Source organism: Flavobacterium sp. 1 (genome assembly GCF_002797935.1).
Taxonomy (GTDB): Bacteria; Bacteroidota; Bacteroidia; order Flavobacteriales; family Flavobacteriaceae; genus Flavobacterium.
The window spans coordinates 1,268,523-1,286,076 of sequence record NZ_PGER01000001.1 but is presented as its reverse complement, the minus strand read 5'-3'; the positions used below and the strand labels follow the sequence as shown (position 1 = coordinate 1,286,076).

At 33.9% G+C, this 17,554-nt stretch carries 17 protein-coding genes; 9 read left to right on the top strand and 8 right to left on the bottom strand.

Annotated features, from left to right (window positions below):
• Window positions 1-35: 35 nt before the first annotated feature.
• The 4 genes from CLU83_RS05175 to CLU83_RS05160 all read right to left on the bottom strand — a co-directional run bounded on the left by CLU83_RS05175 (window position 36) and on the right by CLU83_RS05160 (window position 4,944).
• A complete protein-coding gene (locus CLU83_RS05175; RefSeq protein WP_100430628.1) occupies window positions 36-932 on the bottom strand; it encodes a LysR family transcriptional regulator in 897 nt (298 codons plus the stop codon).
• A gap of 27 nt (window positions 933-959) precedes the next feature.
• Window positions 960-2,987: a hypothetical protein gene (locus tag CLU83_RS05170; protein WP_100430627.1), complete on the bottom strand. Its 2,028-nt coding sequence runs from the start codon at window positions 2,985-2,987 to the stop codon at window positions 960-962.
• A gap of 74 nt (window positions 2,988-3,061) precedes the next feature.
• Window positions 3,062-3,808, bottom strand: a complete 747-nt coding sequence (gene fabG, locus CLU83_RS05165) for a 3-oxoacyl-[acyl-carrier-protein] reductase (protein ID WP_100430626.1) — start codon at window positions 3,806-3,808, stop codon at window positions 3,062-3,064.
• 281 nt (window positions 3,809-4,089) lie between these two features.
• On the bottom strand, window positions 4,090-4,944 hold the full coding sequence (locus CLU83_RS05160; protein ID WP_100430625.1) for an EamA family transporter: 855 nt from the start codon (window positions 4,942-4,944) through the stop codon (window positions 4,090-4,092).
• Window positions 4,945-5,302: 358 nt separating this feature from the next.
• Between CLU83_RS05160 and CLU83_RS05155 the strand changes: the two genes are divergently transcribed.
• From CLU83_RS05155 to CLU83_RS05135, 5 genes are all read left to right on the top strand, one after another.
• Window positions 5,303-6,856: a bifunctional response regulator/alkaline phosphatase family protein gene (locus CLU83_RS05155; RefSeq protein ID WP_100430624.1), complete on the top strand. Its 1,554-nt coding sequence runs from the start codon at window positions 5,303-5,305 to the stop codon at window positions 6,854-6,856.
• A gap of 160 nt (window positions 6,857-7,016) precedes the next feature.
• Complete coding sequence (tsaE, locus tag CLU83_RS05150; protein ID WP_100430623.1) at window positions 7,017-7,424, top strand: tRNA (adenosine(37)-N6)-threonylcarbamoyltransferase complex ATPase subunit type 1 TsaE; 408 nt, start codon at window positions 7,017-7,019, stop codon at window positions 7,422-7,424.
• 7 nt (window positions 7,425-7,431) lie between these two features.
• On the top strand, window positions 7,432-7,908 hold the full coding sequence (locus tag CLU83_RS05145; RefSeq protein WP_100430622.1) for a GNAT family N-acetyltransferase: 477 nt from the start codon (window positions 7,432-7,434) through the stop codon (window positions 7,906-7,908).
• Window positions 7,909-8,162: 254 nt separating this feature from the next.
• Window positions 8,163-9,356 carry an alanine dehydrogenase gene (locus CLU83_RS05140; RefSeq protein WP_100433623.1) on the top strand — a complete coding sequence of 398 codons (1,194 nt, stop codon included), beginning with the start codon at window positions 8,163-8,165 and terminating at the stop codon, window positions 9,354-9,356.
• 35 nt (window positions 9,357-9,391) lie between these two features.
• Window positions 9,392-9,766, top strand: a complete 375-nt coding sequence (locus tag CLU83_RS05135) for a DUF4258 domain-containing protein (protein WP_100430621.1) — start codon at window positions 9,392-9,394, stop codon at window positions 9,764-9,766.
• Between the two features lie 342 nt (window positions 9,767-10,108).
• On the opposite strand, the gene CLU83_RS05130 is transcribed toward CLU83_RS05135, so the two are convergent.
• From CLU83_RS05130 to CLU83_RS05115, 4 genes are all read right to left on the bottom strand, one after another.
• A complete protein-coding gene (locus CLU83_RS05130) occupies window positions 10,109-11,062 on the bottom strand; it encodes a phosphoribosylaminoimidazolesuccinocarboxamide synthase (protein ID WP_100430620.1) in 954 nt (317 codons plus the stop codon).
• Window positions 11,063-11,186: 124 nt separating this feature from the next.
• Window positions 11,187-12,026 carry a Cof-type HAD-IIB family hydrolase gene (locus tag CLU83_RS05125; protein WP_100430619.1) on the bottom strand — a complete coding sequence of 280 codons (840 nt, stop codon included), beginning with the start codon at window positions 12,024-12,026 and terminating at the stop codon, window positions 11,187-11,189.
• Window positions 12,027-12,243: 217 nt separating this feature from the next.
• Window positions 12,244-13,197 (bottom strand): PhoH family protein, encoded by a 954-nt coding sequence (locus CLU83_RS05120; RefSeq protein WP_100430618.1) that lies wholly within the window; start codon window positions 13,195-13,197, stop codon window positions 12,244-12,246.
• Window positions 13,198-13,341: 144 nt separating this feature from the next.
• Window positions 13,342-13,614, bottom strand: a complete 273-nt coding sequence (locus CLU83_RS05115) for a hypothetical protein (protein WP_100430617.1) — start codon at window positions 13,612-13,614, stop codon at window positions 13,342-13,344.
• A gap of 129 nt (window positions 13,615-13,743) precedes the next feature.
• Here CLU83_RS05115 and CLU83_RS05110 point away from each other — a divergent pair, with 129 nt between their 5' ends.
• The 4 genes from CLU83_RS05110 (at window position 13,744) to gldG (ending at window position 17,523) form a co-directional block, all read left to right on the top strand.
• Complete coding sequence (locus CLU83_RS05110; RefSeq protein ID WP_100430616.1) at window positions 13,744-14,574, top strand: S-adenosyl-l-methionine hydroxide adenosyltransferase family protein; 831 nt, start codon at window positions 13,744-13,746, stop codon at window positions 14,572-14,574.
• A gap of 121 nt (window positions 14,575-14,695) precedes the next feature.
• Complete coding sequence (locus tag CLU83_RS05105) at window positions 14,696-14,992, top strand: putative quinol monooxygenase (RefSeq protein WP_100430615.1); 297 nt, start codon at window positions 14,696-14,698, stop codon at window positions 14,990-14,992.
• Between the two features lie 120 nt (window positions 14,993-15,112).
• Window positions 15,113-15,838 carry a gliding motility-associated ABC transporter permease subunit GldF gene (gene gldF, locus CLU83_RS05100; protein ID WP_100430614.1) on the top strand — a complete coding sequence of 242 codons (726 nt, stop codon included), beginning with the start codon at window positions 15,113-15,115 and terminating at the stop codon, window positions 15,836-15,838.
• Window positions 15,838-17,523 (top strand): gliding motility-associated ABC transporter substrate-binding protein GldG, encoded by a 1,686-nt coding sequence (gene gldG, locus CLU83_RS05095; protein WP_100430613.1) that lies wholly within the window; start codon window positions 15,838-15,840, stop codon window positions 17,521-17,523. The genes gldF and gldG overlap by 1 nt, the downstream gene beginning before the upstream one ends.
• Window positions 17,524-17,554 lie beyond the last annotated feature (31 nt).

Genomic DNA, 17,554 nt, shown 5'->3' with positions numbered 1-17,554 from the left:
AAGGCCTAGAAAGGCTAATCGTTAAAAATAATCTACTATAACTTTAAGTTATAATAGCTTGATATGTTTTTTATGAATAATTCGCAAAGGGAATCCGATTTCCCTTGTAGCGTAATGATATAAAAATAACGCTCAATTGTCAAATTATCAACGTCAATTATTTGCAGTTCTTTACTTTTCAACTCCTTATCTACCGCGTGTATTGACATAAAAGCAACGCAATCGGAATTCATCAAATACGATTTTATACTTTCGGTGCTTCCCAACTGCATTTCAATCTGTAAATGGTCGATTTTGATATTGAAAGGTTTTAAGGCATATTCAATAACTTCAAGTGTTCCAGAACCTTGTTCCCGTACAAGAAACCGCAAAGATTTTAGATCATCAGGAGTAATTTCTTTTTTTCTGACTAATGGATTATTGGAACTGCAGACCAAAACCAGTTCATCTCTAATGAATTGCGTATATTTTATCGATTGATTTTTGGATTGTCCTTCTACAATTCCAATTTCAATTTCTTTATTTAGCAAAGCATTTTCGATTTGTTCCGTATTGCCATTTAACAAATTTACTTTGACGGATTCCAGTTTTTGATGAAAACGAGCCAATAGCGGCGGAATAATATATTGTGAAATCGTAGTACTTGCCCCCAACCGCAGCAAACCTTTTCGTTCATTAATAAACGTGCTCATATCAAAGTCGATTTCCCTGTAAATCTCAAAGATATTTTTGGTATGCTTCAACAACACTTCTCCCGCATTCGTAAGTGCTATTTTAGAACCGTTTCTTTCAAAAAGCTTGATTTTATATTCTTCCTCCAGCTCCTGAATGTGTTTGGAAATGGCGGGCTGCGTAATAAATAATTCGGAAGCCGCTTTGGTAAAGCTCAATCGGGTTGCGACAGTGAAAAATACTTTTAGTCTAAAATCCATTATTTGTATTTTTGTCTAAATTAAAACCTACAACATCCCATTATACTTCCTAACAAACCATTCCGTAGAAAGGAAAACAACAATCAAAACCAACAGCCATTTCCAATCGATCAAAGGTGATTTGGTTACTACATCTTTCTGAATGGCTTTGTATTCCTCATTTTCCAAAAGTGTTTTTATCAGCGCATCGATTTGGTTTGGGTAAAAAGCTACCCCTTTCGTTTGAACGGCCAATTGTTTCAATTTCTGAACATCCGGATTTACAAACTGCTTTTCAATATCAAAATCCAGAATCTCAAAATGACTGGAATAAGTATTATTAGAATTCAATTCTTTTACCGAAAAATTATAACTTCCGGCAACAAGTCCGTCTAGATTTACTTTGTAAATATTGTTTCCTTTTAAAAGATCAAAGTTTTTGGTCTGTTTGGTTTTGACATTAGTAACTGCAATTGTCAAACGCGCTTTCTCATCAAAATCATAATTTTTATTGAAATATTGAGCAATGATTTCAATAGTTTCACCAGAATTATAAAAACTTTCGTGATTAACAACCAATGATTTCTTAGCATTATTGGAAGCCAAATATTGTATAATTTTATTGATAAAAACATCATATTTCTCAAAAGACTGTGTATCGATATGACTCTGCAGACTCCATTTCCAGCTGTTTTCACCAAATAAATAAGCTGATCTTCTTCCTTGACTTTCAGTAAAAGATAACAAAGGAGCTTTGGTATCTATATTTCTGATTTTGGCAGAAAGCAATACATTCACTTCTCCATTGGCAGTTATTGTGCCAAAATTATTCTGTAAAGGAGGAAAATTTTCAAAACCTAAATTATCCACCGCAAAAAGATTAAACTGAGAATCAAAATGAGCCAAATAATCTTCTTCCTGACCGCTCATTTTAAAAACAAAATTATTCTGCTCCTGATTCAAAAAAGAAAAATCGGTAGCAGTTCCTGTTATGATAAATGTATTTAGATTGGCTTTTTTATTGGCTTCAAAAACCGATTTGAAAGCTGCCGTTGGCTGATACAAGATAAGTACATTGTAATCCTGCAAAGACTTTACTTCATTTGGTTTTACCAATACAGCCTTATGCTGCAGATTAGATTCAATAGCTCTTTTAAAAACTGCAAGATCAGGATGGCTGATTGCTGAAACAATAGCAACAGTAGTTTTTTGATCAATAACTTCAACAGCAAAATTCTTAATATTATTGAAAGTGTTTTTTTCACTTTCCTTCGATTCAATTTTCGCTTTATAAACATGTAATCCTACTTTATTCGCAGGCAAAAGCATATTCAAGGTTGCTGTTCTTTTGGATGCCGAAAACGAAACATTTTGTTTGCTTAGCACTTCATTTCCTTGGGCAATGCTAAAATTGGCAGTTATGCTTTTATCACCTGAATATTGCAAAAACACTTCAACCGGAAATTTATTCTTCAGGAACGCATATCTGTTTACGTTTAGCTGATTAATTTTCAAATCCAAAACTTTGACCGTATCACCCAAAACCAAAGGATAAACTTTATTGTTTTCATTAAAGCTATAGACATAATCATTCCCGGAAGTTTGATTCCCGTCGGTGATGATTACCGTTGGATAAAATGCGTTTTTATAAATACTCTTCAAGTTTTTGGCAACCAAATCCAAATTAGTTTGGTTTCCTTTAAAAGTTAAACTGTCCGATTGTTTAAAATCGGAATCAAAAAGATAAGATTGCACTTCAAACTTTTCTTGAATAGCTTTATTTGAAGTCAATTTTTGAGCTAATTCTAAAGCTTTTCCCTTTGCATTCAAAAAAGAAATTGAGCCTGAATTATCAACAACGATAGGCAACGGCGTTTTGATAATTTCAAGCTTACTAGTTGTGATAATAGGATTTATCAGAAGCAATAGAATTAAAAAAACACTTAAACAACGCAAAAAAGTCAAAAACAAATACACTTTCGATTTGTTTTTGACTTTGTATAAATATTGAAAAAACGACAAACCTCCCGCTATTAATAAAGAAAGTAGTAGTAATAGAATCGTGCTTGCTGTCATATTTTTATATTTTAAATGATAAATTTTGAATTATTTCTACATTCAAAATTCATCATTTATAATTCATAATTATTTTAGGTAAGCATTCCTCCACAAACATTCAATACTTGTCCTGTGATATAAGCACTCATGTCAGAAGCCAAGAACAAGCAAGCATTTGCAACGTCTTCTGTAGTACCGCCGCGTTTCAAAGGAATACCTTCTCTCCAGCCTTTTACAACATCCTCGCTTAATTTGGCTGTCATTTCAGTTTCAATAAACCCTGGAGCAATAGCATTACAACGAATATTACGTGAACCCAACTCCAAAGCTACCGATTTAGTAAACCCAATAGCACCAGCTTTCGAAGCTGCATAATTCGTTTGACCAGCATTACCAGACACACCAACTACTGAACTAATATTGATAATTGAACCCGAACGCTGTTTCAAAAATGTTCTTTGAATCGCTTTAGTCATATTAAAAACTGACTTCAAGTTAACATCAATAACTTGGTCAAAATCAGCCTCAGACATTCTCATTAACAAATTATCTTTAGTAATTCCAGCGTTGTTTATCAAAATATCTACTGTTCCAAATTCGGCCAAAACAGCATCAACAAAAGTTTGTGCTTCATTAAAATCAGCCGCATTAGATTTGTATCCTTTGGCTTTAATTCCCAAAGCATTCAATTCATTTTCCAAAGCCTGTGCAGACTCTACAGATGAGCTATAAGTAAAGGCAACATTTGCTCCATTTTTTGCAAAAACTTCTGCAATTCCTTTTCCAATTCCACGACTCGCGCCAGTAATAATGGCTACTTTTCCTTCTAGTAATTTCATATTCTAAAATTAGTTTATTTTTATTAGGAGCTATTCCCGCTATTCGTTGCAAATGTAATTCACTGAACACCAAAATAATTATTAAATTGGTGAAGTAATCTTTTGTGTTTAAAAAAAACACAAAAAGGATTTCACTGCTATCGGGGCTAGTTTACAAAGGTCAAATATATAATAAAAATGCGGAATGAAAAAAATTACAATTTCAATTAACAAGACAAATACATAAGTTAAAAAACAACCGCAGATTGCTTCGCCTTGAATTCAATCAAAAATTTTAACTTCTAATTCAATTGAGAAACCACAATAAAAACTACTGCAATCAAGGCCAGCAAAAGACCTGTTATATTCAGCTTGGTTACTTTTTCCTTGAAAATAAAAATACCGACGAGACTGCCAATCACTATAACTCCCATATTCATCCCGGCAAAAACGGTAGAGGGATTCTTGGCAAATGCCTGATGCGCCTTTAGATAAAACAAGATGTTCCCAAAATTAAAAACCCCAACCAAACCTCCAAAAATAACACTCTTGAAATCCATTTTGGTCTTTCTAAAAAGTATTTCATAAGCATTAAAAAGAATCATTATAACAAGCGCTATCGAGAAAAGAACAAACAATGAAGTGGTAAAAGGCAATGTAGAAGTCAGCGCAATTTGTTTAAAAAGAAGGTCTATCACTCCAAAACCAAGCAATACGAGTGTTGGGTAAATCCATTTATTCTCTTTGTTTTCGGTGGGTTTATCCAAAATAAGGATAATTGCAGGAAATCCAAACAAAAGAGCAGTCAATTTAAGTCCGCTAAATTGCTCTCCAAAAAATAGCCAAGCTCCCAAAATGGAAATAATCAGTGATAATCGCTGGGCGACATCGGTTTTTACGATACCCCTATGTTTTATGGAAGTCGCCAGAAAAAGAAATACAACAGGCAACAAAATACCTAGTAAAATAAAGATTCCCCAAGGCGAAGAATCATTCAAAACCATTAAATCGGGACTGAAAACCAAGTAACACAACGCTAAAGCAAATACATAATTATATCCAACAATTTGTGTAGAAATCACTTGATAACGACGTGAAATTTTGAAAATCACCCCAACAGTTACACTGCAAATAACAGACAGAATAAGAAATAACATAGTTCTTTTTTATTGGTGCAAAAATACTGTTTAAACCTAGAATGCGCATTAAATTCTCAAAGCAAACATATGTTTTATTTTTACCGCAGATTCGCAGATTTTTATGAATATTTCATCAAAATAAATTAAATACTTTCAGTAAAATTTGCGCAAATTAATTTTTTTAAAATTAGAAAATTTAGCATTTCAAGAAGTTAATCTGCGAATCTGCGGTTATTTTTTTTCCAATGTGCTTATTCGGATTAAATTCTGTTCCCAGCAACAAATATAGCTACACCGAATTATTTTTAATCAATTTTATACTATTTTTAATATTATTTAAGTTCTATAAAACTAAATTGCACTAAAATAAATTGAAATGGAGAACATAAAAATACTTTGGGTTGATGATGAAATTGATTTGCTCAAACCACACATATTATTTCTGGAGAAAAAAAATTACAGCGTAACTACCTGCAATAATGGCCGAGATGCCATCGATATTTTTGACGAAAATAATTTTGACATTGTTTTTCTTGACGAAAATATGCCCGGAATGAGCGGTTTGGAAACATTATCGGAGATGAAAGAGAAAAAATCTTCGATTCCGATGATTATGATTACCAAAAGCGAAGAGGAATATATTATGGAAGAAGCCATTGGTTCCAAAATCGCCGATTACCTTATCAAGCCCGTAAATCCAAATCAGATTTTGTTGAGTTTGAAGAAAAACTTAGACCATTCGAGACTGATTTCGCAAAAAACGACTTTGGATTACCAAAAAGAGTTCCGCAAAATCACTATGGAAATGGCGATGGTCAACTCCTATGAAGACTGGGTTGAGTTATATAAAAAACTTATTTTCTGGGAACTGGAACTCGAGAATATTGACGACCAAGGAATGATTGAAATTTTGGAATCCCAAAAAGTGGAAGCCAATTCACAATTTGGAAAATTTATAGAACGTAATTATGAAGATTGGTTTGTACCAAAAGCTGACAAACCGATACAATCCCATACTTTATTTAAAGAGTTAGTCGTTCCTGAGATTCTTAAAAAAGACAAACCTATACTTTTTGTCGTAATTGACAATTTGCGCTATGATCAATGGAAAGTATTTGAAAGTGTAGTAGGCAATTATTACAAGCTTGAAAAAGAAGTTCCCTATTTCTCGATACTTCCTACGGCAACACAATACGCCAGAAACGCTATTTTCTCTGGATTAACGCCACTTGAAATGGAAAAACAGTTTCCGCAATATTGGAAAAATGACCCCGAAGAAGGCGGTAAAAACTTGTTTGAAGCCGAATTTCTAACGGCTCAAATTAAGCGTTTAAGACTTGATTTAAAAGAAGATTATTTTAAAATCACCAATTTAGCAGGAGGGAAAAAACTTGCCGAAAGCTTTAAATCACTAAAAGACAATGATCTTGTTACAGTAGTTTATAATTTTGTCGATATGCTTTCGCATGCCAAAACCGAAATGGATGTGGTAAAAGAACTCGCTTCTGATGATAAAGCGTATCGTTCCTTGACTTTAAGCTGGTTTAAAAACTCGCCTTTACTGGAAATTATTCAGCAGGCACAAAAACTGGGTTTCAAATTAATCCTAACCACAGATCACGGTACTATCAATGTAAAAAACCCTTCAAAAGTAGTCGGCGACAAAAACACCAGTCTGAATTTACGTTACAAAACCGGACGCAGTCTAACTTATGAACAAAAAGATGTTTATGCCGTAAAAGAGCCAAAACTTATCGGTTTGCCTGCCATAAATATGAGCAGTTCATATATTTTTGCAAAAAATGATTTGTTTTTAGCTTATGTAAACAACTACAATCATTATGTGAGTTATTACAAAAACACCTATCAGCACGGCGGAATCTCATTAGAGGAAATGATCATTCCGTTTTTGGTTTTCAATCCGAAGTAAAAGAAGTGGTCAGTTTTCAGTTTTTATTGAGCAGTTATTATGCTAATGAATAAACATCAGACCACTATTAATAATTATAGCTTAATACAGACCTAACAGGTTTTAAAAACCTGTTAGGTCTAAATCAATAAACAAAACGCATAACAGAATATTTAAAAAAATGACTATCACATTTTCTATAGAACAACTTGCAGAAGTTGCTCAACAAGTTTTAGATCAAAACCCAAATAAAGTAATCCTTTTCAATGGGGATATGGGCGTAGGCAAAACAACCTTAATCAAACAGCTTTGCAAAACACTAGGCGTACAAGATGCAACCAGCAGTCCAACATTTTCATTGGTGAATGAATACCAAACTGACACAAATCAAACGGTTTATCATTTTGATTTTTACCGATTAAACAAAGAAACAGAAGCTTTGGATATGGGCGTTGATGATTATTTGTATTCCGGAAATTGGTGTTTCATCGAATGGTCTGAAAAAATTGCAGGTTTGATTCCGCAACAGCATACCGTAATTACAATTGAATTACTGCCAAGCAGAGAGCGTTTATTGGAATTAAAGTAACAAAATTATGAGCTTAGAAACCAATAAAGTTAAAATCATCCCTTTTACAATCGAATTAAAAGAACCTATTAAAACCTTAAATTTGGAATGGCTTCAAAAATACTTTAAGATTGAACCCAAAGATAAAAAAGTATTATCTGACCCTCAAGGTGAAATAATAGACAAAGGCGGAATGATTTTTTACGCCCAATACAACAGTCAAATTATAGGCACGGTTTCTTTATTGAAAATCGACGACATCACATTTGAATTAACAAAAATGGCCGTATCAGATGGAAATCAAGGATTAGGCATAGGTAAAAAACTAATGGAACATTGTTTGAATGAGGCAAAAGAAAAAGGAATTCAAAAATTAATTCTGTATTCCAATCGTAAATTAAAGCCTGCAATACATTTATATGAAAGTTTTGGTTTTATCGAAATTCCTGTCGAAGCAGGCGTTTATGAAAGAGCCGATATTAAAATGGAGAAAATACTATCTTAAGCCAAATAATTTAAGTAATCGAATTGTAGCTTTCTTAAAAATATTAATACCCAATTTTCAGTCGCAGTTTGCAGTATTCACTATGAATATTGTAATTAACTTTTTTAAAATCATTTGCAAAATAATAAATCCTTTTTTGTGCAGTTTTTAAAATTAGCACTCTTTTCTGACTGAAAACTGTGACTGAAAACTAAAAACTAACGAAATAATTAAGAATCTTTTTTGTAAATTGTACCACTAATTACATGAAATCAATGTCTCTAAGCCCATTCACAAAAGAACAATTACTGCCTCAAGAAGAGAAACTAGAAATCGCTAGACACAAAAGCCAACTTTTTATAGGAATCCCAAAAGAGAACAGTTACCAAGAAAGACGCATTTGTCTCACACCTGATGCGGTGAATTCCCTTACCTATCAAGGTCATAGAGTAATGATTGAAGCCGGGGCTGGAGTAAGTTCCAGTTACAGCGATAAAGAATACAGTGAAGCTGGTGCCGAAATAACTCAAGACACCAAAAAAGTTTTTGGCTGTCCTATGATCTTAAAAGTCGAACCGCCGACAATTGCCGAAATCGAAATGATGCATTCCAAAACAATTGTTTTATCGGCCATTCAATTAAAAACCAGAAAAAAATCATACTTCGAAACTTTATCCCGTAAAAAAATTACTGCACTCGCATTTGAATACCTGAAAGACACCGACGGCTCCTACCCTGCCGTAAAAGCATTGAGCGAAATTGCCGGAACCGCTTCCATATTAATTGCCGCCGAATTAATGATTACCAATGAATTCGGAAAAGGACTGTTATTTGGCAACATTACAGGAGTAGCACCTACCGAAGTTGTAATTATTGGAGCAGGAACTGCTGGTGAATTTGCCGCCAGAACTGCCATTGGGCTTGGAGCCAGCGTAAAAGTTTTTGACAACTCAATTACCAAACTCCGCCGTCTGCAAAACAACTTAAACCAGCGTATTTTCACTTCAACCATTCAGCAAAAAGCATTACTCAAAGCACTAAGACGCTGTGATGTAGCTATCGGTGCTATGAGAGGAGCTGAACGATGCCCAGTTGTAGTGAGTGAAACCATGGTCGAGCACATGAAAAAAGGTGCCGTAATTGTTGACATAAGCATTGACACTGGTGGCTGTTTCGAAACATCAGAAGTTACAACTCACGAAAAACCAACGTTCATTAAAAGCAATGTTTTACACTATTGTGTTCCTAATATTCCGTCACGTTATTCAAAAACAGCTTCTCTTTCCATAAGCAATATTATCACTCCTTATTTACTGCAGATTGCTGAAGATGGTGGAATTGAAAGCGCTATCCGCTGCAACTCAGGCCTAAAAAACGGTGTTTATCTGTATCATGGCATACTTACCAACAAAGCCATTGGCGATTGGTTTGATTTACCCGATAACGACATCAATTTAATTGTTTTTTAACTAAACTTTCCCATACCTTTGCCGAAAAAATAAATATGAATTTTATACAGCGTTTTGCCTACTATTTAATAGGTTTAATAATGGGAGGATTTATTGTAGCCGCTATATTCAGCGGAAAAGATACCCGTTGCAATTATTTCCCAAATGCAAGGGTTTTGAATGATTTAAGCACTAAACCCTTTTTCTATTCCGATAAAGCTTCCCTTATTTTATCCCAAAAGTGGGTTGATACCACCGATATCAAAACTACTCTAAAACTTGGAGATGTTGATTTTGATAAAAGTAATGTCCCTTTCAAAAAAGGAAAATTATACGTTATCGAAGGTAAAACAAGAAAAAATCAGGAAATCATAATCAAAGTGATTAATTACGAAAACAAAGCTGTTCTTGAAGACATTACCAAAAAATAATCATCCTAAACTCTTCCTCGTGAAGAGTTTTTTTGCTTAAAAAATTTTCAATATAAAAAACAAAGAGCGAAGCAATAGGCTTTTTTAGCAAGTATGGGTTCCCGCTATCCGTTTCAATCTTTTTATTTTTAAAGGAAAAATAAAAAGGATTTTCACTTCTATCGGGGCTAAAAGAGCCAGCAAAGTTTCTATTTTGGAAATAAAAAACAACGACAATTTACCATAGACAGCGGTTTCAACCATTGGAGACGATAGATTAAAAAACCGCATAAAAAAAACCATAACTCAAATCAATGAATTATGGTTTATAAATAATATCGCTGTTTAGCGATTTGACTCAAATTATCGTTGTGCCAAATAAGCTAAAACATTTTTCTCAATACGCTCATTAATATTCGAAATATCAGCTTTCACAAACTTTTCTCCAAGAATATTTTCGTATAATTCTATATATCTGTCCGAAACCGTTTCAATATATTCATCTGTCATGTCTGGAATACTTTGTCCTTCAAAACCTTGAAAACCGTTTTGAATCAGCCAGCGTCTTACAAATTCTTTAGACAATTGTTTTTGCTCTTCGCCTTTGTCTTGTCTTTCCTGATACCCTTCTGAATAAAAATAACGGGAAGAATCCGGAGTATGAATTTCGTCAATCAATACAATAACATCATCTTTGGTTTTACCAAATTCATATTTAGTATCTACCAAAATCAAACCACGGCTGGCAGCAATTTCAGTCCCTCTTTGAAATAAAGCACGGGTGTATTTTTCCAGAACTAAATAATCTTCTTCGGTAACTATACCTTTAGCCAAAATGTCTTCACGAGAAATATCTTCATCATGAGAACCATTATCAGCTTTGGTTGTTGGCGTGATAATCGGTTCTGGAAATTTATCGTTTTCTTTCAAACCTTCGACCATTGTAACGCCGCAAATTTGTCTTTTGCCAAGAGCATATTCACGCGCTGCATGTCCGGAAACATAACCTCTAATTACCATTTCAACTTTGAAAGGCTCACATAAATGACCAACAGCCACACTTGGATCTGGAGTTGCAATTAACCAATTTGGTACAATATCCTGAGTCAATTCCATGAATTTTGTAGCAATCTGATTTAGAATCTGACCTTTGTATGGAATTCCTTTTGGTAAAACCACATCAAATGCCGAAAGCCTGTCAGTGGCTATCATCACAAGTAAATCATCATTTATATTATAAACTTCCCTTACTTTTCCGCGATACACTGATTTTTGATTCGGAAAATTAAAATTGGTAGTGGTAATTGTATTGCTCATTAGTAGTGTGTTGTTGTTATTTTTATGAATGCAAATTTAAAACTAATTAATAGAGAACGCAAGGAAAACCAAAAGTTCTATTTACTAGCTAAAAACCTCTTCCTTACTATTTTTTGTCATTTTCCTATGCTTTTATTTTCTTTAGCTTAGTTTCAATTCCGTCTAAATTCAAAGACAAATATCTGGCGACCCCGTCTTCATTATTACTTGAAATCACTTCCAAATGAGGCAATTTTTCTTTTAAATTTTCTGGAGCATTCCCCATAATCAAACCAATTCCTGCTGCATTCAGCATTTTTTCATCGTTAAAACCATCTCCAAAAGATATAGCCTCCTCAAAAGAATACCCCTCTTGCTCCAAAATCTTAGCAATAGCAGCACTTTTATCAACGGATTTGTCCATAAACTCCAAACAAATAGGCAGACTAAAGGCGTGATGAAAATCATCGGCATGAGTTTCTAGAATTTTCTCTTTTAAATCAACTAATTTTTGATGGTTATCATGAGTAAAAAATATTTTTATGGCATTAAAATCGTCCAGCTCGGCAAAATTTACAACTTGAGGCGGATAGACTAAATCTTTCTGAAAAGCATTGAGCTTATTATTCGTTTTGGAAGTTTGCCAAACAGTTTCTCTAAATAAAACGGTTGTAATCTCTGGGTCAATATCCAATGCTAAAACGGATTTCACCGAATCCCCATTCATATCAAAAGAATACAATAGTTCTCTTTGCGGGGAATGAATTCTTGCTCCATTTGATGTTACCAGATAAACAGGAAAACCTAAATTATTAACTATTGCCATGGCATCCAAGTGATGACGACCAGTGGCAACAATAATCAAATAATTTTGTTTGTGCAGTTCTTGAAAAACAGATTTGGTATAGGCTGATATCGTGTGGTCTGAATTGAGTAATGTTCCGTCTAAATCGCTTATTACTACTTTTATTTTTTGTTTCGGCATTTTCAAATTTCAATTTCATTTTAATCACTGCAAATTTATTGCTTTTCAATAACATACCCAAAAAGTCATTTTCTCATGAAATGCATTCAACTTAATTATATAGATCTGTTAACTTTAATTAGCAAAAACAAACAGGAATTTCTATTTATTATATACAAAAAGGAGAACCTCAATTGCGAGCTTCTCCTTATATTTTTAATTATTTCGTCTTTTAACTTTAATAATCATTGTTTTCGATTTGTTTGTAAGCATCAATTACTTTTTTCACTAATCGATGGCGAACAATATCTTTATCATCAAGATAAATAATACCAATACCTTCTACATCCTTTAAAACCAACAAAGCTTCTTTGAGCCCTGATATTGTTCTTCGCGGTAAATCGACCTGACCTGGATCTCCGGTTATCATGAACTTAGCATTTTTACCCATACGCGTCAAAAACATTTTCATTTGCGAATGCGTAGTGTTTTGTGCTTCGTCCAAAATTACAAAAGCATGATCTAAAGTTCTTCCTCTCATAAAAGCTAAAGGTGCAATTTGAATAATTCCTTTCAAGATAAAATCCTCCAGTTTTTCATTAGGCAGCATATCCCGCAATGCATCATATAAAGGCTGCATGTATGGATCCAGTTTTTCTTTCATGTCGCCGGGAAGAAAACCGAGATTCTCGCCAGCTTCAACAGCAGGTCTAGTAAGGATAATACGTTTGACTTGTTTTTCCTTAAGAGCTTTTACCGCCATGGCAACACCAGTATAGGTTTTACCGGTTCCGGCAGGACCAACAGCAAAGACCATATCATTTTTCTCCATAGTATCAACCAGCAATTGCTGATTAGCAGTCATAGCTTTAATGATTTTTCCGCCTACACCATGAACTAAAATCTTGTCGTGTCCAAATACTCGGGTTTCTTCTTGGGAATCGCTTTGAATAACTCGCTCAATTACATTATCATCTATAGTATTGTATCTGGTAAAATGTAACATCAAGCGCTGAAACCGCATTTCAAATTCATCTAAAACATCTTTGTCGCCAAATGCTTTTAGAGTTGTGCCTCTTGCAACAATTTTTAGTTTTGGATAATATTTCTTGATTGACTCCAAATGAGAGTCGTGTGTGCCCCAGAAATCTTTGGGAGCAATGTCGATGAGCTCGATGATTCTTTCGTTCAAAATAAGAAGTTTTTAAGTTAATTAATTGATATTAAACTAATCAATTTTTACGCTGCAATTTATTATACCGCAGTTTTTAATTTCTAAATAGGTAAATAACACTAAAAAACATCTTTTCCAGAATTTGAGCAATTCTAGTTCTAATTATACGTTAGCTTTTAATTTTTTTAACATTTTTTCACTCAATAAATCAGAAGGCTTAATTGATAAAATCTCACAAAGATTGTTGTTAAGAAGCAACTCAATCTCTGTTCCGCTTATGTCTCTGACTGTAACAGCTTTTATTTTTTCTTTTTCAATTTTACCTGATTTACCTGAAAAATTCGATTTATCTGTTGTGGTATTTGACAAACCGTTCTGGCTAAAACAATGCAGGCTACAAAAGAAAAAAAATAAAATAACAATAAACTTAGGCATAAATTTTTGTTTTTAATTCTAATTAAATTCTGTTCAAATAAAGTATAAAATACTTTAGCTTTGCATTTCTCAAATTTAAGAAAAAATAAGTTTCGGTTACTGCAAAACCCAATAGTTATAAACAATTTTATGTCAATAATTACCCTTACTACCGATTATGGCTTGAAAGACCACTTTGTCGGTGCGCTGAAGGGAAAGATATTGTCTGAGTATTCTGATGTATCAATTGTTGATATTTCACATTACATCGACCCATTCAACACAGCAGAAGCCAGTTACATTATTTCGGCCTCCTATGACAGTTTTCCAAAAGGGACTGTTCATATTATTGGAGTTGATTTAGAATCCAACAAAGAAAACCAGCATATTGTGATGCAATGGAACGATCATTTCTTCATTGCGGCTGATAACGGCATTCTAAGTATGCTTTCGCAAAAAATAATGCCGCAAAAAATAGTCGCCATAACCATTCACGATCGGCTTCATAGCGAAGCTACCGATTTGGATGTTTTTGTTACAGTCGCCTGTCATGTCGCAAAAGGTGGCGTTCTTAATGTTATTGGCAAAGAAATAAATAATCTAAAACAAGTGACCGATTTGCAGGTTATTTTATCAGAAGATGGAAGCCTGCTAAAAGGAAACGTAATTTATATAGACCATTTTGGAAATGTGGTGACTAATATTTCCAAGAAACAATTTTTAGAGTCTGCCAAAGGAAGAGATTATGAAATTGTATACCGAAACCAGACCATCAAGACTATTTTACCTTATTATTCGGCTATTGCCAGTTCTGATAAATATCCTGTAAAATATTATGAAGGTCAAAAATTAGCCATTTTCAACGAAGCCGGTTTTCTCGAAATTGCCATTTTCAGGAGCAATCCATTAACCGTTGGTTCAGCAAGCACTTTATTAGGGCTTAATTATAGAGATGTTGTTTCTATACAATTTAAGAATTAAGATTTTAGATTGTTGATTAACAATTTAGGATTTAGAAAAAAGAATATAGAGAAGAGAAAATAGATTTTTGATATTGCCCATTGAAAGTATAATTGTTTTTGCATTAAATAATAATATAAACATGTTTGTACGAATAGTAAAACTGAGTTTTCATGAGGAAAATATTCCTGCCTTTTTGGAAAACTTCGAATTAATGAAAGATAAAATACGGAATGCACCCGGAAACCGTTTTCTCGAACTGTATCAGGATAAAAACAATAAAAGCATTTTCTTTACCTATAGTTATTGGGAAACCGAAGCGGATTTAGAAAACTACCGCAATTCTGAACTTTTTAATACCGTTTGGACATTTACCAAACAATTATTCAATGCAAAACCGGAGGCTTGGAGTGTAGATAAATTAGTAAGCTTGCAATAACCTGTCGGCAGATCGCAGTTTTCAGACTTCAGAAACTGAAGCTGATTAAAATACTTAGTATATTTGCGCCTTTGCAGCAAATGAACAAATGAACAAATAAACGATTAAACAAAGACACAAATGAAATCAATCGTATTTCGCGAAATAAAATCCTTTTTTGGTTCCCCAATCGGATATTTAGTAATTGCTCTTTTCTTAATTGGAAACGGCTTATTCCTTTGGGTTTTTGAAGGAGATTATAATATTTTAAACACAGGTTTTGCCGATTTAACACCATTTTTTACTTTAGCTCCTTGGATTTTAATATTCCTGATTCCAGCCGTAACCATGCGCAGTTTTTCTGATGAAAAAAAACAAGGAACACTTGAATTATTACTTACAAAACCTATCAGTCTTTGGGAAATTGTAAACGGAAAATTTTTGGGCGCTTTTTTATTAATTATAATGGCGATCATCCCGACTTTTATTTATGTGGAAGTGATTTGGAGTTTAGGTTCGCCTGAAGGAAATCTGGATTTAGGCAGTACTCTTGGTTCTTATTTCGGATTATTGTTTTTAATCGGGGCATATTCTGCTATTGGAATTTTCACTTCATCAGTTTCCGAGAATCAGATTGTATCGTTTATCATTGCCGTTTTTCTGTGCTTCTTTTTCTATTTTGGATTTCAGGGATTGGCTTCTATTTTACCTGGTTTTTCTTCTATCATTTCGCATTTCGGAATGCAGGATCATTACAAGAGTATGAGCCGGGGCGTTATAGACACTAGAGATGTCATCTATTTTGTTAGTATTGCCATGCTGTTCCTTTCTTTCACAGTCTTTAATTTAAAATCTATCAAATCGTAATGAAAGCATTTAACATAAAAAACGCCAAATCATTATTGATTACTGTTGCAGCAGTTTTGCTTTTGAACATCATCAGCAATTTCTTTTTTCATCGTTTTGATTTAACGCAAGATCATCGCTATACTCTTTCGCCAACCACTTTAAAAATCATCAAAGAGGTAAAAGCTCCTTTATCCATAAAAGTATATCTGCAAGGGGAATTACCAGCTGAATTCAAGCGATTACAGCTGGAATCCAAACAGCTTTTGGAAGAATTTCAAGCGTATAATTCTAATATTATTATCGAATTTGTAGATCCTTTAGAGAACAAGGACGAAAGCATGGATAAAATTAAGGAATTGTACCGAAAAGGCTTAACGCCAATAAACATAACCGTTGACGATAAAGGGAAACAATCCCAATCAATGGTTTTTCCTTGGGCAATTGCAGTTTACAACAACAAAGAAGTCAATATCCCATTGCTGAAAAACATTATGGGAACTAATACCACCCAAAAAGTAATTGGTTCTGTTCAGCATCTTGAATATTCAATATCTGACGGAATCAATAAAATTTCTAAAGGCAAACAAAAGAAAGTTGCCATCATAAAAGGAAACGGCGAACTGGAAGAAAGACATATTGCCAAATTTCTGATGCAGGTGCGCGAAAGTTATTTCATAGGTCCTTTTACTTTAGATTCAGTTGCAAAAAATCCTGAAGGGACTTTAAAATCATTGCAGAATTATGATTTGGCCGTCATTGCCAAACCAACCGAAGCTTTTACCGATGAAGAAAAACTGGTTCTGGATCAATTTATTATCCATGGAGGAAAAACCCTCTGGCTTATCGATCAGGTCAATGCAGAAATGGACAGTCTTTACAACCCAACTGGAGCAACTTTAGCTTTTCCAAAAGATTTGAACCTAAATGATATGTTCTTCAAATATGGAGTGCGCATCAATCCTGATTTGGTAAAAGACGAGCAAGGAAGCCCTATAAAACTCGCCAGCGGAGAACAAGGAAGCGGGACACAATATCAGGATTTCAACTGGAAATTTGCGCCTCAGGTGTATCCTATCAGCAAACATCCGATTGTAAAAAACCTTGGAGGCATCAAATTTGATTTTGCCAATGCAATGGATACTTTGAAAAACGGAATCAAGAAAACGGTTTTATTGCAGTCTTCTCCTTATTCGAAAAAAATAGGAACTCCTGTCCAAATCAGCCTAAATATGGTCTCTGAGCAAACTTCACCAGCTGATTACCTCAATAAAGGAAATATTCCTATGGCGGTTTTACTGGAAGGATCTTTTCATTCTATGTTTGAGAACCGTGTTTTGCCTTTTGAAGAAAAATCATTCGCAGTCAAAGGAAAAGAAAGCAAAATGATTGTGATTGCGGATGGAGACATTATAAAAAATCAATTGGATAAAGCAGGGCAGTCCGTAGAATTAGGCTATGACCAACGATCTGGGAATTTATACGACAACAAAGATTTTATGATGAATTGCGTCAATTACCTATTGGACGACACAGGACTTATTAACATTAGAAGCAAAGATCTTGATTTGCCTCTATTGGATAAAGAAAAAGTTTATGAAAACTATACTTTCACTCAGTTCCTAACTATCGGGATTCCAATCCTATTTTTAGGGCTATTTGGTCTAGGATTTACATTCCTTAGAAAAAGAAAATACAGTAAGTAGATGTTAATAAAAAATTTGCAATACTAGAATA